The sequence below is a fragment of the Streptomyces spinoverrucosus genome, assembly GCF_006539505.1.
GTDB lineage: Bacteria > Actinomycetota > Actinomycetes > Streptomycetales > Streptomycetaceae > Streptomyces > Streptomyces spinoverrucosus.
In genome coordinates this window covers 1-20,254 of sequence record NZ_BJND01000018.1, presented here as the reverse complement: position 1 = coordinate 20,254, position 20,254 = coordinate 1, and the positions used below count along the sequence as shown (strand labels likewise).

The window sequence follows — 20,254 nt, the reverse complement described above, 5'->3', positions numbered from 1 at the left end:
CCCGCCGCACCCGGGCGGCGGGACCCGCGGCTCGTCCAGCGCCGATTCAGCCGGCGGTCGTCGCGAGTACGTCGTCGTACCGGTCGACCACACCGCACCCCATGACGGCGTCGATGCCGAACAACACGTCGCTCGTGGCTCCCCTGGCCCTGGCCCCGTCGTTGACGAAGTACGCCTGCGAACCGAGGTAGGCGAGCGTGTCCTTGTCGAAGATCAACACGGACCGCGTCGCGGGGTCGGCGTCCTCATGGGTGATGCCGATGCCGTGGCGCCCGGCCGCGTCGACGGTGTCGGGGATGCAGGTGATGCCGGGAATCCCGGCGACGGCCTGGTACAGAGCGGAGGCGGTCTCGGGCTACATGATCACACTGCTCAGCAGATCACCGACCGCCCCGCGCTCATGGACAGCTGCGACGGACGATCAAGGATGGTGCACTGACGGACAATCCACCCCCCGGCAATGAGCTCTGGCGTGACGTGGGGCAGGCGGACCGCCGGGGCCGCTGTGGAACCGATACGCCGCGGATCCCGGCGTGGTCCAGGTAATTCAGGAGTACGTCATGTCCCACCGCGTGTAGCCGGTACGGCCGGTGCTGGAGCCGGCGGCCGCAGCGTTCGCCGAGGCGACGGCCAATCCGCCCTTTCTGTTCGAGCTTCCTCCCGCCCAGGGGCGCAGGGCCGTCGACGAGGTGCAGTCGGGCCCGGAACTCTGCCCGCCGTGGACGAGGAATGGTTCACCGTCCCCGGCGGCCCCACCGGCAGCGTCCGCACACGGATCGTCAGGCCCCCCGGAGCGTCGGCACCTTGCCGGTGATCCTCTCCATCCACAGTGCCGGCTGGGTGTTCGGCAACGCCCATACCCGCGACCGGCTGGTCAGCGAACTCGCCGTCGGCGCCAATGCCGCGGTGGTCTTCCCCGAGCGCCGCGACGGCATGCGGCAACATGACCGCCGCGCTGAGCCTGATGGCCAAGGAATACGGCGATGTGCCGCTGTGCAGCAGGTGCTGTTCTATCCGGTGACCGACGCAACGTTCGACACCCCGTCGTACCACCAGTTCGAGGGGTACTTTCTGCGCCGCGACGGCATGCAGTGGTACTGGGACGAGTACACGACCAACGAGGCCGAACGAGCCCAGATCACCGCCTCTGCCCTGCGGGCCACGACGGAGCAGCTGACGGGGCTGCCGCCGGCCCTGGGCATCACGGGTGAGGCGGACGTGCTGCGGGACGAGGGCAAGGCCTACGCCAACAAGCTCCGCGGGGCGGGCGTCGCCGTCACCGCCGTCCGCTTCCAGGGCATCATCCACGACCTCGTGATGCTCAACGCCCTGCGCGAGATGGCATGCTGCCGAGGCCGCGATCTACGTGGCCGTACCCACCCCGCGCACGGGCCGGCGAAGCCGCCGCCGATGATCAGGGTGAGCCTGCCGGAAGTCGTAGGGGTCATTGAGGGGAGCACGCAGCTCTTCCGCCGCACAGAGATCGCTGCTGCGGCAGGACCAGCCAGCTTTCACCGCCGCCTACGGGCTCCTGTGCCGTCGATACGGCCGTGCGCCGCGCGGAGGAGGCGGGGCGGCAGGCCGTGGCCACCCGCACTCTTGCCCGACATCCGCGCGGAGTCGGACAGCAGCCCGGATCTGCGGCAGGTCGTCCGTCCGCATTCGAGTGAGTGTGCTCAACGGTCGTGGGCCCGGCCCGCGCACGCTCCGTCTCACCGGGGCGGCGTCCCGTACAGGGGCCTGGCCCGCGCGCAGACGCATTCACCGCCTCGCGTGTCAACCGCCTGCGTATGCACCCCAGTGCGCCTCAAGGGCCGCGGCAACCTCGGCCGGCCTCTGAAGCAGCGGCCAGTGGTTGCAGTCGAGTTCGGCGACCTTGGTCGCGCGCACGGCTGCACCGAGCTTCACGCCGAACTCGATCTGGCAGGCCGGGTCGAGCGCCCCCCAGAACACCAGGCATGGCGCGGACACCTGTGCCAGCGCCGGTTCCCACTCCGCGCCCATGGTCACGGCGGAACCGTAGAGCTTGAGGATGCTGTCCTTCATCGGCCCATCCACCCGACTGACCATCTCCCTGGCCAACTCAGCGGGAACGTCGAAGCCTGCCACCAGGTCAGCGGCGAAGGACTGCGGCTCCAACTCTTCCATGTAACGGTCACCCGCGGCCTGGTCCTGCCAGATCTTGGCGAGCGGATGCCAGACGTACTCAGAACTGATCGGCCCGTTGCCGCCGGCCCACGTACGGACCAGGTCCGGCCGTACGGAAGCAACGCGAGCGGTGAGGATGCAGCCCCAGTCGTGGCCGACCAGGTCCACCGGCTCACCGATCCGCTCCAGCCGGTCGATGAGCCAACTGACGTATTCCTCCTTGGTGGAGCCGAAGCCGTCCGGGCGCGGTGCCCCGAACCCGGGCAGGTCCCAGGCCTCCACGTCGGTTCGGGTCAGATACCGGCGCACGCCGTCCCACACACGGTGAGTGTCGGGGACTCCGTGGATCAGGATTGCAGGCATGGAAGAGACGCCTTCTTCTTTGGGGAACAACATCGTGTCACACAGTGTTGAATGCTACAGTCACGGACTCTGGTGCCCTCGCTGACACACTGAAGCGGAAGGCAGCCCGATCAACCTCCTGATCAACAACGCCGGCGTGATGGCCCCGCCTGTCCGGCACACAACGGAGGACGGGTACGGCCCTTGAGCTGAACCGGCTGAGCGCGGCAGGCGAATGGGGCATCGTCAGCAACGCCGCTCACCCCGGCACGACACTGACCAATTCTTTACGCATCCGGGCCCAATCTCGGCCGCGCCCGCCCCGCACCCCATGAGGGGATCATGAAGCGGCTCGCGCGCTGGGGTATCGGCCGAAGAGGACAGCGCAATGCCTACGGCCGGCTGGAACAACCGCGTGGGCCGGGCCGTACCCCTCGGAGCGGATGCTCGCCGCGGTCGCCCGTGGCTTACATCTGTCTTTCGAGGAGCGCGATCACTGTTTCACCTCGCCGGCTACGCCCTTCCGTGAGGCGTCCGGCGCGACGACCGCATCAACCCGGGAAGTTGACTCAAAAGCCGGGTCACGCATCCTCGTCGTCTTCGGTCACGTGTTCGCCCACGTGGTCGGCGACGGCCGCGGACAGGAGAGCCGGGAGCAGTCCGGGGAAACGGGCATCGAGGGTTTCACGGCGCAGAGCCACGAAGCACCGGGTGCCCTCCTGCCGGGTCTGCGTCACGCCCGCCTCGCGCAGCACCTTGAGGTGATGGCTGAGGGTGGATTTGGCGATGGGGGCGCGCAGCTGGCCCCATCCGCGTTCGGCGCCGTCGGACAGCACGCGGACGATCCCGAGCCGTGTCGGATCGCTGAGAGCTCCCAGCACACGCGGCAAGGCGATCTCGCTTGGGTCAGGTGATGACGAGTGGTCCGGCATGGGTCGAGGTTACCGCTTGTTCGGTATCAGACGAACATCGGGTCTGTGAAGGGCGACAACCTAGTGGCCGACGTGTCAGGCCGTAGCGGAGACGCACATCACACGCCCCGTGTCACATCTTGCCGGGCTGTCCTGTCAGTAGTGCGTATCCGCAACTCGGCTAGGAGATCGCCATGGATTCTCGTCTCAACTACTTCGGCAATGCCCTCGCGGCCAAGGTGCTGAAGCACATCAACTCTGCGAGCAAGGTGGTGTCGGACTCGGGGCTACCGGCCGCCACTCAGGAGCTGGTGAAGATCCGTGCCAGCCAGATCAACGGCTGCGGCTTCTGCACCGACATGCACACCAAGGACGCCGTCGCGGCCGGTGAGACCCCGGTGCGCCTCAACCTGGTCGCCGCCTGGCGGGAGGCCACGGTCTTCACCGAGGCGGAGCGCGCCGCGCTGGAGCTGGCCGAGCAGGGCACCCGGATCGCCGACGCGGCCGGTGGGGTCACCGACGAGGCCTGGGCGAACGCCGCCAAGCACTACGACGAGGACCAGCTCGTCGCGCTGATCTCCCTCATCGCCGTCATCAACTCCTACAACCGCATCAACGTCATCAACCAGCAGCCCGCCGGAAGTTACCAGCCCGGCCAGTTCGGCTGAGCCAGGCGTCCGGCCCGGCCGGACACAGCTGTCCGTCTCCACGTCGCCCCCGGCCTCTGGCGTGGAGACGGACAGCGAAGACTCTGAAGCGCACCGACATCCCTCAAGGGCATCGCCCGCCGCGTCGCGACGGCGGCTGGACACCGGGCGGAGGTCACACCGTCCCGCCCCGCATCACCGGCTGCCAGTGCACACCGTGTGGTCGTCGTCCACGCACACACTCCTGGTACATTATTCGATATCCAACGAACATCGAACAAAGGTGACCAATGTCCAGCTCCACAGACATGCACTTCTCCGGCCGTGTCGCCATCGTCACCGGAGCGGGATCGGGCATAGGCCGTGCGACCGCGGTAGCCCTGGCCAAGTCAGGGGCACGCGTCCTCGGCGTGGGACGGCGGAAAGAGGCGCTGGAGGATACGGCTCGCGCGCACTCCGACATCGCGATCCTGCCGCTCGACATCTGCGAGGAGGACGCCGCGGCAACGGTTGTCGCCACCGCCGTGGAGCGGTGGGGCCGACTCGACCTGCTCGTGAACAACGCAGGCGCCACAGCAGTGATGCCCCTGGCAGAGACGGACCGCTCAGTGATCACCCGGCTCTTCGACCTCAACGTGACGGCACCGAGCATGCTCGCCCACGCGGCCCTGCCGCACCTACGGAACTCCTCCGGCTCCATCGTCAACGTCTCCAGCACCTACGGCCACCGCCCCCTGGCCGGGGCAGCTCACTACGCCGCCACCAAGAGCGCTCTGGAACAGCTGACACGAAGCTGGGCACTCGAACTCGCTCCGGAAGGGGTGCGGGTGAACGCGATCGCCCCCGGCCCCACCGAGACGGACGTGCTGTCCGCGGCAGGGCTTCCTGAGACCGCCGTCGACGAACTGCGCGCCCAGGAACGCGAACGCATCCCCACAAACCGGCTCGGCGACCCCAAGGACGTCGCTGACTGGATCCTGCGCGTCGCCGACCCGCAGGCACCGCACATCACCGGCCAGGTACTCACGATCGACGGAGGACTCGAACTCACCTGATCTGCTACCACGCTCTCATTGGTGTGGGGCCGCACCGCCTCACACCGGCTGCGTCCTGCGGTCGCCTTCACCGTCCCGGCCCAAGGGCCACATCTGCAGACAGCCTGCCCGTCGTCCTGCACACAGCAGCCCGTCCGTTCTCGCGACACACCTTGCCGGCCCGCAACGAACCCGTACACGCACCGGATCCCGGAGGAGTTTGCCGGATGGACCGCAACGCTCTCCCCCACGGCACGGCACCACATCACCCGCCGCTTCCCGCCGAGCGCACGCCTCCGGCTCCACGACACCACAGGCGCCGGCCCCCCGTCACACACGCCGCTCCAACGGCTCACCCCCCACGTGCGAACCGATGCGCTGAACGTGGCCTACTACGCAATTCAGCGACGAGGTCCTGGGCCGAGCCACCGAAGCCTTCCACCGCCAAGGGCCTGCACCAGGAATACGCGGCCCGCTGCTGAATCCGATAGTTGATGCCGGGACTTCAACATGGAAATCTGTCGCACGAAAATCCCACCGTCCGCATCGCGACCGCCCGCGGCAGGTGGATCCTGCTGGCCACCGTCCTGGGCTCGAGCATGGTGCTCCTGGGCTCGACGGTCACCAACGTCGCGCTGCCGCACATAGGTGAGGACTTCTCGGCCGACCTGGCAGCCCTGCAGTGGACCGTGAACGCCTACATGCTGACCCTCGCCGGCCTGATCCTGCTGGGCGGATCGCTCGGTGACCGCTTCGGACGGCGCCGGATCTTCGTCCTGGGTCTCGTATGGTTCGCCGCTGCCTCACTCCTGTGCGGTCTGGCCGCCGACACGGGCATGCTGATCGCCGCCCGCGCCCTGCAGGGCGTCGGCGGGGCGCTTCTCACCCCGGGCTCGCTGGCGCTCATCGAGGCGTCGTTACATCCGGACGACCGGGCCCGGGCGGTCGGCCTGTGGTCGGGCTTCGGCGGCATCGGCGCGGCAGCCGGGCCCTTCCTCGGAGGCTGGTTGGTGGACGGGCCCGGCTGGCGCTGGACCTTCCTGCTCAACGTTCCGCTGGCCCTCGCGTGTGTCCCCATCGCCCTTCGCCACGTACCGGACTCATTCGGCGCTCCCCCACGGACTGCCGCAGCGGACACCGCGCACCGGCAGCGTGGCTTCGACGTCCTGGGGGCTGCCCTCGGAGCGCTCGCACTCGCGCTGGCGACGTACACGCTGACCGAGGCCCGTGACGGAGGTGTCATCATCGCCGCTACCGCGGCCGGCAGCGTGGCAGCGGGCGTCGCGTTCGTTGTCGTCGAGCGGCGTCGCCCCGACCCGATGATGCCCTTGACCATTTTCGCCTCCCGCCAGTTCACCTCGGTCAATCTGATCACCCTCTGCATCTACGCCGGTTTGGGCGGGTTCTTCTTCCTGACCGCCCTCCAACTCCAGATAGTCGTCGGGTATTCGGCGCTCGAAGCCGGCGCCGCCATGCTGCCGAACACCGTCCTCATGCTGATTTTCTCGTCCCACTCGGGTGAACTCGCCCAGCGCCTCGGTCCACGCGTCCCCCTCACCGCGGGTCCCCTCATGTGCGCGGCGGGAATGCTGATGATGCTCCGGGTCGGCACCGGCGCTTCGTATCTCGTTGACATTCTCCCCGCCCTCCTTGTCATCGGGACGGGGATGGTCATCATGGTCGCTCCGCTGACCGTGACGCTCCTGTCATCCGTGGACGACAAGAACGCCGGGCTCGCGAGCGGCATCAACAACGCGGCGGTCCGGGCCTCCGGACTCGTCGCCGTAGCGGCGCTGCCGCTGCTTGCCGGTATGGGGCCGGACGCGTATCGCTCAGGCGCAGTCTTCGACGCGTCGTTCAGCCGGGCGGTACCGCTGTGCGCAGCCAGTCTGGCGATCGGGGCGGCGCTCGCCTTCACGACGCTGCGGGAAACGTCTGCGGTCCGGCACCGGGCTCATTGGCGAGCCCATGGGTGGTTGATGGAGCCGCCCCTCGCGTCACGGTTCGCACACCCTCACGGGAGCAATCACTGAAAGCAGGTTCTGTGTCCGATTCGCCTCTCCCGCAACTGCAGCCGATGCCGACCGACTGGCAGCGTGCCCTTGCCGTGGTGGCCCATCCCGACGACCTCGAATTCGGGTGCTCGGCCGCAATCGCCGCCTGGGTGCAGGACGGCCGTGAGATCACCTACGTCCTCGCCACACGCGGCGAAGCGGGCATCGACACACTGGCACCGGCCGAGGCCGGGCCGCTGCGGGAGAAGGAGCAGCGCGCCAGTGCCGCAGCCGTCGGTGTCGGCGCTGTGGAGTTCCTCGACCACCAAGATGGGGTGGTCCAGTACGGCATCCCCTTGCGCCGCGACATCGCCGCCGCCATCCGCCGTCACCGGCCCGAGCTGGTGATCACCCTGAACCACCGTGCGACCTGCGGGTCGCCGTCGCCAATTCCCCTGAACCCACCCACGCCGTGCGCGCGGACCGGGGTCTTGAGCAGGCGGTGCGGTCGCTGCTGCGGCATCGCGCGTACATCGAGGCACTCACCGACGAGGATCCCGAGACGTACGCGCGCCGTTTCCTGACCGACGGCGCCAACGCCCACAGTGCGCGGTTCGGTGGGAATCCGGCCGTCGTCTTCGAATTGTTCAGCCGCTGACCGGGGCACACGGGCGGATGTCACATACGGCCGGGGGACCTCGGTCTTTGTACATGAGCGTTGTCCATCCACCGTATGCAAGGAGTGGTGAAGATGTCGTATCCGGAGCAGGTGTACTGGGGAGAGGGCGGCGAGGTCAGCGCCGATTTCCGTCCGGCGAACACCCCGCCCAATGTCGGCGAAGCGGGCAAGGACGCCATTCATTACCTGGCGACCACCACGACCACGCGAGGTGAGTTCGGGCTCTATCGAGTCGAGATGAGGGCGAAGGCCGGCGGCCCCAAGACCCACTTCCACAAGACCATCTCGGAGTCCTTCTACATTCTCGAAGGCACCGTTCGTCTCTTCAACGGAGACAAATGGATCGATGCGCAGAAGGGCGACTTCCTGCATGTGCCGCAGGGCGGACTGCACGCCTTCCGCAACGACTCCGACGCCCCGGCCGAAATGCTGCTGCTCTTCACTCCGGGCGCACCGCGCGAGGAGTACTTCGAGAAGGTGTCGCAGCTGGCCGATGCCACGGATGAGGAGCGAGCGAGGTTCTTCGACAAGCACGACTCCTACTTCGTGGAGTGAGGGGTTGACGCACCGTGCCGGTCGACGACCCCGGCCGGCACGACATCACGGACGAGCTGCGGAACGTGCGAGTGGCGGATCTCGTCCCGCGGGACTACGCGTCTCGGGCCCGGCTCCTGAACGGATGCGGCACAGCACCGAACAGGTGGACGCCCGGCTCAGGGCCTACGGACTGCCCGTAGACGCCCAGTGGCTGTCGGTCGCGCCCACGGGTCCGCACCCCGTGGGTGACGTGCTGCAACGGGCGGCGTCCGCGCTCGGCGGTTTCTGCCTGAGCATCGACCTGGACCCCCGGTGGGTGAAGCGACTCGTCGCCGCGGGCCGGGCCGACGAGGTCGAGGCCTACACCGACCATCTCGTCGAGCAGTGCCGGCGCATCCTGCCCGGTCAGGACATCGGCGTCCTCGCGGCGATCCCCGGCCCCCCTGCTGGAACGGTTCGCGCGGGAGGACGACCTCCTGAAGGCGATCATTTGGGCGGTACGCACATGGACACCGACACGCGCCACCTATCAGCACCGACGTGCCGGTCATCGGCATATACGGCAACACCATGATGCTCACCGCCCTCATGGAGCGCGTCGGCCTGACCGCGTCGGAGCCGTGTGTGTTCGACCCGGTGGACCTGGACGCGCTATGGTCCCGCGGGGCCTACGCAGTGCGGTGACCGACGTGGCCGGCGTCGAGGTGGCGCGGCTGAGCCTGGTCCCGCCGGTGTACGTCACGCGGGCGATGGCCGCCCTGCGCACGGCCGAGCCGGTACCGACGACCGGGCTCGACGCCCTGCTGGCGGCGGGCGACGCGTTCGCCTCCGGCGCGGTCGGCGGACTCGGGGTGCGGGAGTACGAGCATCTGGTGAGCCGGACGTCGGGTGTCCCGCTGACGGTAGTGCGCCGCTACCAAGGGAAACGGCTCCATTGGTGCGCCGGGGCCCGCTCTCGGGAGTGGAGGCGCCTGCATGTCAGCGCCCTCGGCTCACGGGCGACGTGCTGATGGCGGTCAGTGGTGCATGAGCAGCATGACGAACGTTCCCAGGGCCATCGATCCCTCCCAGAAGTGGCCGTAGGTCTCCCTGGTGGTGGACCTGTCCCGCGTGCGTGGGGCCCTTCGCAGGGTGGGCATGTCACGGGTCAGCGACCGCAGAGCGCACCCGAGAAGACAGAGCGCCAGTACTCCGGTGACCGCGTCGCCGGTCTGCGACTGCTCCGCGGCGTGGCCGAGATGCGCGGCTCGGTGCGCAACCCGGGGGCCATCGGCCAGGGTCTCGTGCGCGCGAGCTGCCGTGGAGTGCGTCATCCAGGCCATCGCGGCCATGCCGACCGCGTACGGCAGCCCCCGTAGGGTCGCGGCCGGCCACGGCCCTTGGCGGCGGCCGATCGCAGTCGACACAAACCACAGTGCGGCAGCCGCGAAGAAGGCCGTCTGCGGCGCCTGGGGCAGCATGCGTCCCCAGCTCCACGGCATCACCGCCATGGCCAGGGCCATGGCGGTGTGCATGAGATGGTCGATCCGGTCGCGCCATCCAGAACTTTGTGACAGGACACCGTGCCGCAGCGTGTGCACAGCCCCGGCCGCGAACAGCGCTGTCACCATGCAGTACACGACGTCAGGAGCAGTCATGCTTCTCACGCCCTCCCCCCAAAGCGGATGGGCGCCCTTCGCAACCGGTCTGTACGGCCTGACGGCGTCAGTCGGTGGGCCGCGAGGCGCGCAGGTGGGCCCGCTGGGCCAGTTCCTCCTCGGAGACCAGTTCGAGCATGGGCTTGCCCGGCGCGCACATCATGGTCACCACGAACCGGGTCGGGGCATCCGCCAGCGCGTTGCCGTCCTGGTAATGGATGACGTCACCACCCGGCTCCCAGAACGTCCCGCCCGCCTCGACCACACGCTCGGGCTCGCCCTCGAGTTCGAAGCGGACCGCGCCCTCGATGACGTACCCGAACGCCGGCCCCGAGTGGCGGTGCGGAGGTGTTCCCGAGTCTCCAGGGGCCCACTCGACGGTGATGGTCATCGCCGAGGCGCCCTCGGGGATGACGAGTGGCCCGGCGTCCTGCAGCATCTTCGCCGCCGTCTTCCATGCCTCGGAGCGTGGCTGCTCGCTGTTCCCGCCCACTGAGTCCTTGACCGACACTGTGCTGCACCTCCATAGGTCATCGCGTCACAGGGCCCGCACATCGTTCGACGAACGCTGTGGTCGTGTGTTCCGGCCCCATGGCCTCTTCCCCATGATGACCGAGTGCTCCGTGGATCTGTGACAAGGCTGAGCAGTGTCACAACATCGGCGCGAGTCCTGTCCTAGGTGTCGTGGGGTGGCTGACTTCACCGTCACCGTCACCGTCAAGAAGGCACCAGTGGGGTCACCGACCCCCGACAGGAGGAGATCCGGATGAGAGTCGTTGTTGCGGGAGCCACCGGGCGGATCGGCTCCAGGACTGTTGCCAGGCTCCGGGACCACGGTGTGGAAGTCGTGCCCGTGTCGCGCGGTGAGGGCGTCGACATCACGACCGGGGAGGGTCTCGCCGAGGCCCTGCAGGGCGCCGAAGTCGTGGTGGACCTCACCGACGCGCCCTCACGTACGGAGCAGGCGAGCCTGGAATTCTTCGGCACCGCTACGGCCACCCTTCTTCAGGCCGCGGTAGCGGCAGGTGCCGAGCATCACGTGGTTCTGTCCGTCGTGGGGGTCCAGCGGCTGACCTCGGGGTACTTCCGCGCGAAGCAGCTGCAGGAGGACCAGGTGCGGCGTTCGCCGATTCCCTTCTCCTCGATCGTGCGTGCCACGCCGTTCTTCGAATCCGTCGAAGTCATGGCGCAGGTGAACACGTATGCGGACGGCGTGCATGTCGCGCCCGTCCTGATGCGTCCGGTGTCGGCGGACGATGTCGCCAGCGCGGTCGCCCATGTCGCCGTGGGAGTGCCGCCCTTCGGCATTGTCGAGGTCGCCGGCCCGGAGGAGCACCGCCTCGACGACCTCACCGCGAAGCTGCTGGCCGCGCGGGGTGACATGCGTGAGGTGGTCGCCGATGCACATGCCTCCTTCTTCGGGGCGGAGATCGGAGAGCGGACGCTGCTTCCCGTAACCGACGCCCGCTTGGGGCACGAGACGTTCGCCCAGTGGCTCGCCCGGCGGTGACTGCTCGTGTGACTCGTGCCTTCACCGCACACACCTCCTGCCGGCCGGCACCGCAAGCACGTCGGTGTCCGCAGCCGGCCCCTCCCCTCCCCATGCCCTGACAGGAAGGCTGCCATGACTGATCCGGCCCGGCCCACAGAGTTCTCCGCGACAAGTGAGCTCGACCAGCTACCCGACCGTGACGCCGAGGAGACCGCGGAATGGCAGGCATCACTCGATGCCGTCGTCAGGAATGCCGGGCCAGAACGGGCGGTGTACCTGCTGCGTCGAGTGCACGAGTACGCGGCCAGGTCCGGGATGACCCTGCCCGGACTGCTGTCCTCGGACTACATCAACACGATCCCTGCCGCCTCGCAGCCGGCCTTTCCCGGTGACATCGCCATGGAGTCCCGGATCACCGCCCTGAACCGGTGGAACGCGGCGGCGATGGTGACGCGCGGCTCCCGCCTGGGCCTGGGCGGCCATATCTCCACCTACGCGTCGGCGGCGTGGCTCTACGAGATCGGGTTCAACCACTTCTTCAAGGGCAAGGAGGGGTACGGCTCCGGCGACCAGCTCTACTTGCAGGGGCATGCCTCGCCGGGCATCTACGCCCGCGTGTTCCTCGAAGGGCGCCTGAGCGAGGAGCAGTTGGACGCCTTCCGGCGTGAGGCCGGCGGCCACGGACTGCCGTCGTACCCCCACCCCCGGCGGCTGCCGTGGCTGTGGGAGTTTCCGACCGTGTCCATGGGTCTCGGCCCGCTCGCGGCCATCTACCAGGCCCGGTTCAACCGCTATCTGCACGCCCGCGGCATCAAGGACACCTCCGCATCGCGGGTGTGGGCCTTCCTCGGGGACGGTGAGATGGACGAGCCCGAGTCGATGGCCGCGCTGGCCCTCGCCGCCCGTGAGAGTCTGGACAACCTCACCTTCGTCGTCAACTGCAACCTGCAGCGTCTGGACGGTCCGGTACGGTCGAACTCCAAGATCGTTCAGGAACTGGAGGCCCGGTTCCGCGGCGCCGGCTGGAACGTGGTGAAGTCCCTGTGGGGCGAGGCCTGGGACCCGGTGCTGCGGCAGGACACCTCCGGCGAGCTCGTGCACCGTCTCGGCGAGGTGCCCGACGCGCAGATGCAGACGTACGCAGCCCGGGACGCGGCCTACATACGCAAGCACTTCTTCACCGGCGACGCGCTCTCCGGTATCGCAGCCGGGCTGAGCGACACCCAGCTGGTGGAGATGTTCGAGAACTCGCGCGGTGGGCACGAACCGCTCAAGGTCTACGCCGCCTACCGGGCCGCAGTCGAGCACCGGGGGGTGCCCACCGTCGTCCTCATCCAGACGGTGAAGGGGCACACGCTGGGGCCGGACTTCGAGTCGCGCAACGCCAACCACCAGATGAAGAAGCTGACGATGGCGCAGTTCCGCAGGATGCGCGACGTTCTGGAGCTTCCCATCCCGGACAGCGCGCTGAGCGGGGACCTGGTGCCGTACTGGCACCCGGGTGAGGATGCGCCGGAGGTGCAGTACCTGCGTGACCGGCGCAGCGCTCTGGGCGGCCCCGCTCCGGTACGCAAGGTCGTGGCCAAGCCGCTGAACCAGCCGCCGTCGCGCCCCTTCGAAGCCCTGCAGAAAGGCTTCGGCAAGCAAGAGGTGGCCACCACCATGGCGCTTGTCCGCCTGGTCAGGGACCTGATGCGCGACAAGGACTCGGGACAGCGCTGGGTGCCGATCATCCCCGACGAAGCCCGTACGTTCGGCATGGAGTCCCTCTTCCCCACGGCCGGGATCTATTCGCCGGACGGGCAGACCTACGAACCGGTCGACGCCGATCAGCTGCTCTACTACCGGGAAGCCAAGAACGGCCAGCTCATCGACGAAGGCATCACCGAGGCCGGTTCCATGGCCGAGTTCACCGCTGCGGCGACGTCGTACGCCACGCACGGCGAACCGATGATCCCGTTCTACATTTTCTACGCCATGTTCGGTTTCCAGCGGACCGGTGACCAGTTCTGGGCGCTGGCCGACCAATTGGGGCGCGGCTTCGTCATCGGGGCGACGGCCGGCCGTACGACCATGACCGGTGAGGGTCTGCAGCACGCCGACGGACATTCCCATCTGCTGGCCTCAACCAATCCGGCGGCGGTGAGCTACGACCCGGCCTTCGCCTACGAGATCGCCGTGATCGTCAGGGAGGGGCTGCGGCGGATGTACGGCGAGCAGCCCGAGGACGTCTTCTACTACCTGACGGTGTACAACGAGCCGAAGCGGCAGCCGGCCATGCCGCCCGGGCCGTCGGTCGAAGAGGGGGTCCTGCGGGGCATGTATCGGTTCCGGCAGGCGGATTCCCCCGATGCCGGGCCGCGGATCCAGCTGCTGGCCTCCGGTACGGCGATCCACTGGGCGTTGGAGGCGCAGGAACTCCTCGCGTCCCAGTGGGGCGTGCACGCGGACGTCTGGTCGGTGACGTCCTGGACGGAACTGCGCCGTGACGCACTGAGCGCGGACCGGGCACGGCTGCGCGGTGAGGAGCGCACCCCGTACGTGACCAGCGCGCTGTCGGGTGCGCAAGGGCCGGTCCTGGCAGTCAGCGACTGGATGCGGCAGGTACCCGACCAGATCAGCCAGTGGGTCGAGCAGGACTACTCGTCTTTGGGGACGGACGGCTTCGGTCTGTCGGACACCCGGGATGCGGTGCGCCGCTATTTCCGCGTCGACGCCGAATCGATCGTCGTAGCGGCACTGGACCGGCTGGCCAAGGCCGGAGCGGTCCACCCGGAGGCGGTCGCACAGGCCCGCGAGCGCTACCGCTGGCAGGGGTGAGCCCGGCCAGCGGCCTGCAGAACAAGGGGTGCCGCGCCCTGCGGATTCTTGAGGAGCAACCGACATCATGGCAGTTTCCGTAACCCTGCCGGCCCTCGGCGAGAGTGTCACCGAGGGCACGGTCACCCGTTGGCTGAAGCAGGTCGGCGAGACAGTAGAGGCTGACGAACCCCTGCTGGAGGTCTCCACCGACAAGGTGGACACCGAGATCCCCTCCCCCGCCGCCGGCGTACTGCTGAACATCACCGTCGCCGAGGACGAGACCGTGGAGATCGGCGCCGAACTCGCCGTGATCGGCGCACCGGAGGCTGCTCCGGTGGCAGCCGGTCCTGTCGCCCCGTCCCCCGTGAACGAGGCTCCGGCGCCCGCAACGCAGGCGCCGGCCACTCCTGCTCCCGAGCTCGATCGGCAGGCGCCGGGAGAGGAGCCGTCGTTGCGCGGACGGACGGTCAGGATGACCCGTATCCGCAAGATCATCGGTGACAATCTGAAGAAGGCCCTGCTCGAACAGGCGCAGCTGACCACCGTCGTCGAAGCCGACGTCACCACGCTCATGCGGCTACGTGCCCGGGCCAGGGAGGACTTCGCCGCCCGCGAAGGCGTCAAGTTGTCGCCGATGCCGTTCTTCGTCAAGGCGGCAGCCCAGGCCCTCAAGGCGCATCCCGTCATCAACGCCCGGATCAACGAGGGCGAAGGCACCATCACCTACTTCGACCACGAGAACATCGGCATTGCGGTGGACACCGAGAAGGGGCTGATGACCCCGGTCATCAAGAGCGCCGGCGACCTGAGCATCGCGGGCATCGCCCGGATGACCGTCGAACTGGCCAACAAGGCCCGCCGAGGGGGTCTCGCCCCGGATGACGTGTCGGGCGCCACCTTCACGATCTCCAACACAGGATCCCGCGGCGCCCTGTTCGACACGGTCATCGTGCCGCCGGGCCAGGTCGCCACCCTGGGCATCGGCGCCACGGTCAAGCGCCCCGCGGTCGTGGAAGCCAACGGAGACTTGGCCGTCGGAATCCGCGATCTGGTGCACCTGTCGCTGTCGTACGATCACCGTCTGGTGGACGAAGCGGACGCCGCCCGTTACCTGACTGCGGTCAAGGCGCTCCTGGAGAACGCCGCGTTCGCCAACGACGTCCTGCCCGGTGTGGATTCCTGAGCGCATCGGTGCGGTCGCCCGGTGCCGCGCCCGGCCCAAGATGTCACAAATTCTATGCATCGCCAGCCGCCATATCGCGAGCGCCCGTCTTGGCGTGCTGGATGTCGGAGCCGGAACCGGGCGCGTCACCTTGATGAGTCTTCTGGAATCCCGGGTCGGCGTGCACGCCGTCGAGCCCGCACGCGCCATGCGCGCGCCGTTGATGACACGCCTCGCCTCCCTGCCCGCGGAACTGAGGGAACGGGTCACTGTGCACCCTCAGACGCTTGAAGAGGCAGAACTCCGCGATGTCGCGGACGTGGCGATCTGCCACAACACGATCGCCTGTCTGGCACCCGCCGAACGGCGTGCTCTTTGGCCGGCCCTCGCCCAGGCGCTCGTTCCTGGCGGATCACTGCTCCTTCAGCTCCCGCCCGCTCACCTTCCCGATGACGAAACCGAGCGTGACTTCCCGCTGCGGGAGCACACCGAAACTTTCTGGATGTGGCCGGCCTCTCGCGCAGCGATGATCAGCGATCTGGCAGAACACGGGTTCGCCCTGTTGCCCGGAGGGGCCGATCCGGCCGTGCTCGCGATGACCCTCACTCTTCGCGATTCCAGCCCAGAACAATATGAGTGACACTGTGTGCCTACAAGGTTGGCGTCGGCGTGTGTCCTCCCACGGCCGCGTGCGCACGCTGCTGCCACGGCCTATAGCATGGTGGCCTCGGAGCCGGAAGGGACAACCATGCACACTGGGGATGACGCTGATTCCCTCGACCAGGCGACGAGGGTGTTCCTCACGGCGCGCCCGCAGCTCTTCGGTATCGCGTACCGCATGCTCGGCAGCGCAGTGGAAGCCGAGGACATCGTTCAGGAGGCATGGCTGCGGTGGCAGAACACGGACCGCACGAACATCCACGAGCCTGCGGCCTTCCTGGCCACGGTCACCACTCGTCTGGCCATCAACTTCGCCCAGTCCGCCAAGGTGCGGCGGGAGTCGTACATCGGGCCGTGGCTTCCTGAACCGGTCGACACCAGTCTGGACCCGCAAGTGGGCGCGGAACGGGCCGAGGCGCTGGAGCTGGCGGTTCTGCTCCTCCTCGAGAAGCTGAACCCGGTGGAACGGGCTGCCTATGTCCTCAGGGAAGCCTTCGACTACCCCTACAAGCAGGTCGCAGACATCCTGGAAACGAGTGAGGCCAATACCCGCCAGCTGGTGAGCCGTGCGCGCAAGCACCTGGCCGCCGAGCGCAGGGAGCCCGTCAGCCCGGCCGATCACCGGCGGCTGCTGGAGGTGTTCCTCGCCGCCGCGCAGACGGGCAATCTGGCGGTGCTCGAGGACGTCCTCGCCGCGGACGTCGTCAGTTACTCCGACGGCGGCGGAGTGCGCGGCGCGTCGAAGATTCCGGTCATCGGACGTCCGCACGTCTCCAAGTACCTCGTTGCGTTCGCGCCCCGGTTCTGGCCCCAGATGGACATTCGGTGGGTCGAGGCCAATGGACGACCGGCTGTTCTTGTCTCGGCCGACGGGAACGCCGTGGCCCTGCTGTCCGTCGACGCGTCCGCCGAAGGGATCGACCGGATCATGTGGGTGATGAATCCGGCCAAACTGTTGCCCTACGTGGCGTCCCTGAGCGACTGAATCCTGGCGCGCCGGTCGGCTGAACCTGCGCGGATCTGGAGTGAGTTCCCGGCTGTGTCACAAGAGAGGTGACTTGCCGGTCAACCAGCTATCCGGAACCCAGGGTTTCTCCAACACTTGAAGGACACACGACATGGCGAATGTCATGAGCGGCACGGTCGCCCCCGCCTGCGGATGGATGTATAGCCCCTCCCACCGGGCAAAAACACCTGCAGAGGCCGACCGTTCCCCGTCCACCGCCTTGCCCGCTCCGTGCGAGCCGGCCGGGTCCTGCCGGGGCGGATACCGCGACGACGCCGGAGTCATGCTGTGAACGACCACATCAATTTGCCCGATCTGTCCACCGACAAGGACTTCGACGGGGACTCCTTCTCCCCCATCTACTCCACGACCGTGACCGTCAGCGGCGGTATGGCCGGCCACGGGCGAGCCTCGGGAGTGGCACGGTCGGACGACGGGGTCCTGGACCTCAGCCTGCGCATGCCCGCTGAGCTCGGAGGGGATGGCCAGGGAACCAACCCCGAGCAGTTGTTCGCCGCAGGCTTCGCGGCCTGCTTCCACGGGGCCCTGAGCCTGATCGCGCGGCAGGAGGCACTCGATCCTGCCGTGATCTCCGTAGAGGCCACCGTTGCGTTCGGGAGGGATCCGGGAGACGGCGGCTATCTGCTGCGTGTCGACCTGGTGGTCAAGTGGCCAGGTGTCGCTTCGGAGATCGCCACTCCCCTCATGGAGAAGGCCGACGCACTGTGCCCCTACGCGAAGATGGCCTGGCAGGGAACGCCGACCACCATCACGTTGGCTCCCTAGGGGCAGCCGCCGTGTGCCGCAGTTCGGCGGCACACGGCGCTTCCCGCCTTCGGGGGTTCGTTACACAGCAGTAGGGTGTCACACGGGCATGAGCACGTCTGTCTTAGTGGGTAACCAACGAGGCACTGCATCGGGACGAAACTCGCAGTCCCGCGTGGCGACCACCGACCACGAACAGTGCGTCTTCCTCCCCCCAGAAAGGCAGACCCATGACCGGACGCGCCGTGTCGATTCGTGAGGGCGAGCGTCTTGCCCGCTCCATCGCGGTCGGGCCGCACACCCTCACAGCGGACGAGCCCGAGCCCATCAGCACGGATACGGGGCCCACACCGGGAGAGCTGCTCCTGGCCGCGCTCGGTTCGTGCACCTCCATGGCGGTCCGTGCGTATGCGAACCGGCACGGGTGGCACCTCCAGCAGGTCGATGTGGACGTGCAGTTCGGTGCACGGGCACACATAGTCAAGAACATCAGGCTGGCCGGCGACCTGGAGCCGGCCCAGATAGAGCAACTGCTGGCGGTGGCAGGCCGCTGCCCGGTGCATCGCCTTCTCACCGGAGACGTTTCGATCGTCACCATACCCACCGTTTTCACGGCGTCCCGCCAACTTCAGGACCCTGCGCTGCCGGAGTGACCCCAGGAGGGGAACCACAGGTCGGCGTCGGCAGCCTCTTCCTTGCCGATGGTGAACACGGCGATGTCCCTCTCGTAGAAGATGGCCTCCACCGGGCAGACCGGCTCGCACGCGTGGCAGTCGACGCACTCGGAAGGGTTGATGCAGAGCGTCCGCTCGCCCTCATAGATGTAGTCCACCGGGCATTCCGTCACGCAAGCCCTGTCCTTGACGTCGACGCAGGGCTGCGCAATGACGTAGGTCATCTTCTCCTCCTTGGTCGTCGGCAGAGACGTTCACGTGGCTGACCGGTGCACGGGGCCGAACCGGCCGGTTGTCACGAAATGCGCGGTCACGCGGTCTGACGGGTGACTCTCACAACATGACTCGCAGTACGCGACCTCTGAGACGAGGAACAACATGTCCCCTGTGAATACATTCGTGATCGTCGGAGGCGGTCTGGCCGCGGGCAAGGCGGCGGAGGCACTGCGGGAGCACGGCCACCGCGACCCGCTCCTCCTCATCGGCGACGAACAGGAGCGGCCGTACATCCGGCCGCCGCTCTCCAAGGGCTACCTGCTGGGCAAGGAGGAACGCGACTCGATCTATGTGCACTCCGAGGACTGGTACGCCGAGCACGGAGTCGACCTGCTCCTGGGCACGCGCGTGCGGGCTGTCGATGCGCAGGCCAGGGAGGTCGAGCTGGACGACGGGCGTCGTGTGCCCTACGCCAAGCTGCTCCTGGCCACCGGCTCGTCCCCGCGCCGGCTGTCCATTCCCGGCGCGGATCTCGACAACGTTCTGTATCTGCGGCGGGTGGGTGACAGTGAACGGCTCAAGGCCGCCTTCACCGAGGGAGCCAGGATCGTCGTGATCGGCGGCGGATGGATCGGCCTCGAGACCGCCGCGGCCGCCCGAATGGCCGGGGCGGAAGTAACGGTGCTCGAACACTCGGAGCTGCCGCTGATGAAGGTCCTCGGGCGTGAGGCGGCCGAAGTGTTCGCCGGCCTGCACGAGGACCATGGCGTGGATCTGCGTCCCCGTGCGCAGGTCGAGCGGATCACCGGGAGCGGTGGTCGCGTGGACGGCGTGGTGCTCGCCGACGGCAGCCACCTGGCGGCGGACGCCGTGGTCGTGGGCGTGGGCATCACGCCCAATGTCCAACTCGCGCAGGAGGCGGGCCTGGAGGTGCGCAACGGCATCATCACCGACGAGCATCTGCAGACCTCGGTGGCCGACATCTACGCGGCGGGCGATGTCGCCAACGCCTATCATCCGCGGCTCGGCCGTCACCTGCGCGTAGAGCACTGGGCCAATGCTCTGCACCAGCCACGCACCGCCGCGCTGAGCATGCTCGGCAAGGACGCCGTCTACGACCGGCTGCCGTACTTCTACACCGATCAGTACGACCTCGGGATGGAGTACACGGGATACACGGAGCCGGGCGGCTACGACCGAGTGGTCTTCCGCGGCGACGCCGCCGAGCGGCGGTTCATCGCCTTCTGGATGTCGGGGAACCGCGTCCTTGCGGGGATGAGCGTCAACGTGTGGGACGTCATCGACTCGATCCGTTCCTTGATCCTCTCTGGGGCCGACATCGACGACGCCCTCCTGTCCGATCCCGATGTCCCCGTGGACAGCCTTCTCCCCTGACACTGCGCCCGCACAGGTGAGGGTGCGGCAGACGTGTCACAACGCCCTCGGTCATCCGGTCCTAGTTGGTGACGACCACAACGATCGGAGCAATCGTGGCTGCCACAGAACAACGTCTTTCCACCATGGTGCTGGTGATCGGCACCGGCGGGG

20 protein-coding genes and 2 pseudogenes are annotated in these 20,254 nt (G+C 67.9%); 16 read left to right on the top strand and 6 right to left on the bottom strand.

What is annotated here, in order from left to right:
- Positions 1–46: 46 nt before the first annotated feature.
- Positions 47–217, bottom strand: coding sequence for a hypothetical protein (locus tag SSP24_RS42815; protein WP_167529575.1), 171 nt, complete (start codon positions 215–217; stop codon positions 47–49).
- 373 nt (positions 218–590) lie between these two features.
- Between SSP24_RS42815 and SSP24_RS13315 the strand changes: the two are divergent.
- A pseudogene (locus tag SSP24_RS13315) lies at positions 591–1,414 on the top strand (alpha/beta hydrolase fold domain-containing protein).
- A 362-nt stretch (positions 1,415–1,776) separates the two neighbouring features.
- On the opposite strand, the gene SSP24_RS13310 reads toward SSP24_RS13315, so the two are convergent.
- The gene (locus SSP24_RS13310; RefSeq protein ID WP_141309722.1) at positions 1,777–2,511 is read right to left on the bottom strand and encodes an alpha/beta fold hydrolase; all 735 of its coding nucleotides are present in this window, start codon (positions 2,509–2,511) and stop codon (positions 1,777–1,779) included.
- A 560-nt stretch (positions 2,512–3,071) separates the two neighbouring features.
- Positions 3,072–3,422, bottom strand: coding sequence for an ArsR/SmtB family transcription factor (locus SSP24_RS13295; RefSeq protein WP_141309721.1), 351 nt, complete (start codon positions 3,420–3,422; stop codon positions 3,072–3,074).
- Between the two features lie 173 nt (positions 3,423–3,595).
- Here SSP24_RS13295 and SSP24_RS13290 point away from each other — a divergent pair, with 173 nt between their 5' ends.
- From SSP24_RS13290 to SSP24_RS13260, 7 genes and pseudogenes are all read left to right on the top strand, one after another.
- Entirely contained in the window at positions 3,596–4,069 is a 474-nt protein-coding gene (locus tag SSP24_RS13290; protein WP_141309720.1) for a carboxymuconolactone decarboxylase family protein, read from the top strand.
- A gap of 269 nt (positions 4,070–4,338) precedes the next feature.
- Entirely contained in the window at positions 4,339–5,103 is a 765-nt protein-coding gene (locus SSP24_RS13285; RefSeq protein WP_141309719.1) for an SDR family NAD(P)-dependent oxidoreductase, read from the top strand.
- A 473-nt stretch (positions 5,104–5,576) separates the two neighbouring features.
- On the top strand, positions 5,577–7,115 hold the full coding sequence (locus tag SSP24_RS13280; RefSeq protein WP_141309718.1) for an MFS transporter: 1,539 nt from the start codon (positions 5,577–5,579) through the stop codon (positions 7,113–7,115).
- 11 nt (positions 7,116–7,126) lie between these two features.
- A pseudogene (locus SSP24_RS13275) lies at positions 7,127–7,734 on the top strand (PIG-L deacetylase family protein).
- A gap of 87 nt (positions 7,735–7,821) precedes the next feature.
- Positions 7,822–8,310 carry a cupin domain-containing protein gene (locus tag SSP24_RS13270; RefSeq protein WP_141309717.1) on the top strand — a complete coding sequence of 163 codons (489 nt, stop codon included), beginning with the start codon at positions 7,822–7,824 and terminating at the stop codon, positions 8,308–8,310.
- A gap of 124 nt (positions 8,311–8,434) precedes the next feature.
- Positions 8,435–8,866 carry a hypothetical protein gene (locus SSP24_RS13265; protein WP_229866331.1) on the top strand — a complete coding sequence of 144 codons (432 nt, stop codon included), beginning with the start codon at positions 8,435–8,437 and terminating at the stop codon, positions 8,864–8,866.
- Positions 8,867–8,972: 106 nt separating this feature from the next.
- Positions 8,973–9,302 (top strand): hypothetical protein, encoded by a 330-nt coding sequence (locus SSP24_RS13260; RefSeq protein ID WP_229866330.1) that lies wholly within the window; start codon positions 8,973–8,975, stop codon positions 9,300–9,302.
- A 6-nt stretch (positions 9,303–9,308) separates the two neighbouring features.
- Here the strand turns inward: SSP24_RS13260 and SSP24_RS13255 are convergent, their stop codons facing one another.
- Complete coding sequence (locus tag SSP24_RS13255) at positions 9,309–9,929, bottom strand: DUF5134 domain-containing protein (RefSeq protein ID WP_229866329.1); 621 nt, start codon at positions 9,927–9,929, stop codon at positions 9,309–9,311.
- A gap of 67 nt (positions 9,930–9,996) precedes the next feature.
- A complete protein-coding gene (locus SSP24_RS13250) occupies positions 9,997–10,368 on the bottom strand; it encodes a cupin domain-containing protein (RefSeq protein WP_141309725.1) in 372 nt (123 codons plus the stop codon).
- 327 nt (positions 10,369–10,695) lie between these two features.
- On the opposite strand from SSP24_RS13250, the gene SSP24_RS13245 reads away from it, so the two are divergent.
- From SSP24_RS13245 to SSP24_RS13215, 7 genes are all read left to right on the top strand, one after another.
- A complete protein-coding gene (locus SSP24_RS13245; protein WP_141309715.1) occupies positions 10,696–11,439 on the top strand; it encodes an SDR family oxidoreductase in 744 nt (247 codons plus the stop codon).
- A 114-nt stretch (positions 11,440–11,553) separates the two neighbouring features.
- Complete coding sequence (gene aceE, locus SSP24_RS13240; protein ID WP_141309714.1) at positions 11,554–14,241, top strand: pyruvate dehydrogenase (acetyl-transferring), homodimeric type; 2,688 nt, start codon at positions 11,554–11,556, stop codon at positions 14,239–14,241.
- Positions 14,242–14,308: 67 nt separating this feature from the next.
- Positions 14,309–15,406: a 2-oxo acid dehydrogenase subunit E2 gene (locus tag SSP24_RS13235; RefSeq protein WP_141309713.1), complete on the top strand. Its 1,098-nt coding sequence runs from the start codon at positions 14,309–14,311 to the stop codon at positions 15,404–15,406.
- Positions 15,393–16,025, top strand: a complete 633-nt coding sequence (locus SSP24_RS13230; protein ID WP_244951794.1) for a class I SAM-dependent methyltransferase — start codon at positions 15,393–15,395, stop codon at positions 16,023–16,025. Before SSP24_RS13235 ends, SSP24_RS13230 begins: the two co-directional genes overlap by 14 nt.
- Before the next feature lie 108 nt (positions 16,026–16,133).
- On the top strand, positions 16,134–17,030 hold the full coding sequence (locus tag SSP24_RS13225) for an RNA polymerase sigma-70 factor (RefSeq protein WP_141309723.1): 897 nt from the start codon (positions 16,134–16,136) through the stop codon (positions 17,028–17,030).
- Positions 17,031–17,339: 309 nt separating this feature from the next.
- Positions 17,340–17,837: an Ohr family peroxiredoxin gene (locus SSP24_RS13220; RefSeq protein WP_141309712.1), complete on the top strand. Its 498-nt coding sequence runs from the start codon at positions 17,340–17,342 to the stop codon at positions 17,835–17,837.
- 209 nt (positions 17,838–18,046) lie between these two features.
- On the top strand, positions 18,047–18,469 hold the full coding sequence (locus SSP24_RS13215) for an OsmC family protein (protein WP_141309711.1): 423 nt from the start codon (positions 18,047–18,049) through the stop codon (positions 18,467–18,469).
- Here the strand turns inward: SSP24_RS13215 and SSP24_RS13210 are convergent.
- The gene (locus tag SSP24_RS13210) at positions 18,445–18,714 is read right to left on the bottom strand and encodes a ferredoxin family protein (protein ID WP_141309710.1); all 270 of its coding nucleotides are present in this window, start codon (positions 18,712–18,714) and stop codon (positions 18,445–18,447) included. The two genes, SSP24_RS13215 and SSP24_RS13210, sit on opposite strands and share 25 nt — an antisense overlap.
- 154 nt (positions 18,715–18,868) lie before the next feature.
- Between SSP24_RS13210 and SSP24_RS13205 the strand changes: the two genes are divergently transcribed.
- A complete protein-coding gene (locus SSP24_RS13205; protein ID WP_141309709.1) occupies positions 18,869–20,101 on the top strand; it encodes an NAD(P)/FAD-dependent oxidoreductase in 1,233 nt (410 codons plus the stop codon).
- Positions 20,102–20,254: the final 153 nt, after the last annotated feature.

Excerpts from the sequence above, each read along its gene's own strand:
- SSP24_RS13225 (WP_141309723.1), top strand. The coding sequence starts at position 16,134 with ATGCACACTGGGGATGACGCTGATTCCCTCGACCAGGCGACGAGGGTG.
- SSP24_RS13265 (WP_229866331.1), top strand. The coding sequence starts at position 8,435 with ATGCGGCACAGCACCGAACAGGTGGACGCCCGGCTCAGGGCCTACGGA.
- SSP24_RS13245 (WP_141309715.1), top strand. The coding sequence starts at position 10,696 with ATGAGAGTCGTTGTTGCGGGAGCCACCGGGCGGATCGGCTCCAGGACT.
- SSP24_RS13285 (WP_141309719.1), top strand. The coding sequence starts at position 4,339 with ATGTCCAGCTCCACAGACATGCACTTCTCCGGCCGTGTCGCCATCGTC.
- SSP24_RS13215 (WP_141309711.1), top strand. The coding sequence starts at position 18,047 with ATGACCGGACGCGCCGTGTCGATTCGTGAGGGCGAGCGTCTTGCCCGC.
- SSP24_RS13250 (WP_141309725.1), bottom strand. The coding sequence starts at position 10,368 with ATGCTGCAGGACGCCGGGCCACTCGTCATCCCCGAGGGCGCCTCGGCG.
- SSP24_RS13235 (WP_141309713.1), top strand. The coding sequence starts at position 14,309 with ATGGCAGTTTCCGTAACCCTGCCGGCCCTCGGCGAGAGTGTCACCGAG.
- SSP24_RS13210 (WP_141309710.1), bottom strand. The coding sequence starts at position 18,714 with ATGACCTACGTCATTGCGCAGCCCTGCGTCGACGTCAAGGACAGGGCT.
- SSP24_RS13290 (WP_141309720.1), top strand. The coding sequence starts at position 3,596 with ATGGATTCTCGTCTCAACTACTTCGGCAATGCCCTCGCGGCCAAGGTG.
- SSP24_RS13205 (WP_141309709.1), top strand. The coding sequence starts at position 18,869 with ATGTCCCCTGTGAATACATTCGTGATCGTCGGAGGCGGTCTGGCCGCG.
- SSP24_RS13255 (WP_229866329.1), bottom strand. The coding sequence starts at position 9,929 with ATGACTGCTCCTGACGTCGTGTACTGCATGGTGACAGCGCTGTTCGCG.
- SSP24_RS13295 (WP_141309721.1), bottom strand. The coding sequence starts at position 3,422 with ATGCCGGACCACTCGTCATCACCTGACCCAAGCGAGATCGCCTTGCCG.
- SSP24_RS13280 (WP_141309718.1), top strand. The coding sequence starts at position 5,577 with ATGCCGGGACTTCAACATGGAAATCTGTCGCACGAAAATCCCACCGTC.
- aceE (WP_141309714.1), top strand. The coding sequence starts at position 11,554 with ATGACTGATCCGGCCCGGCCCACAGAGTTCTCCGCGACAAGTGAGCTC.
- SSP24_RS13310 (WP_141309722.1), bottom strand. The coding sequence starts at position 2,511 with ATGCCTGCAATCCTGATCCACGGAGTCCCCGACACTCACCGTGTGTGG.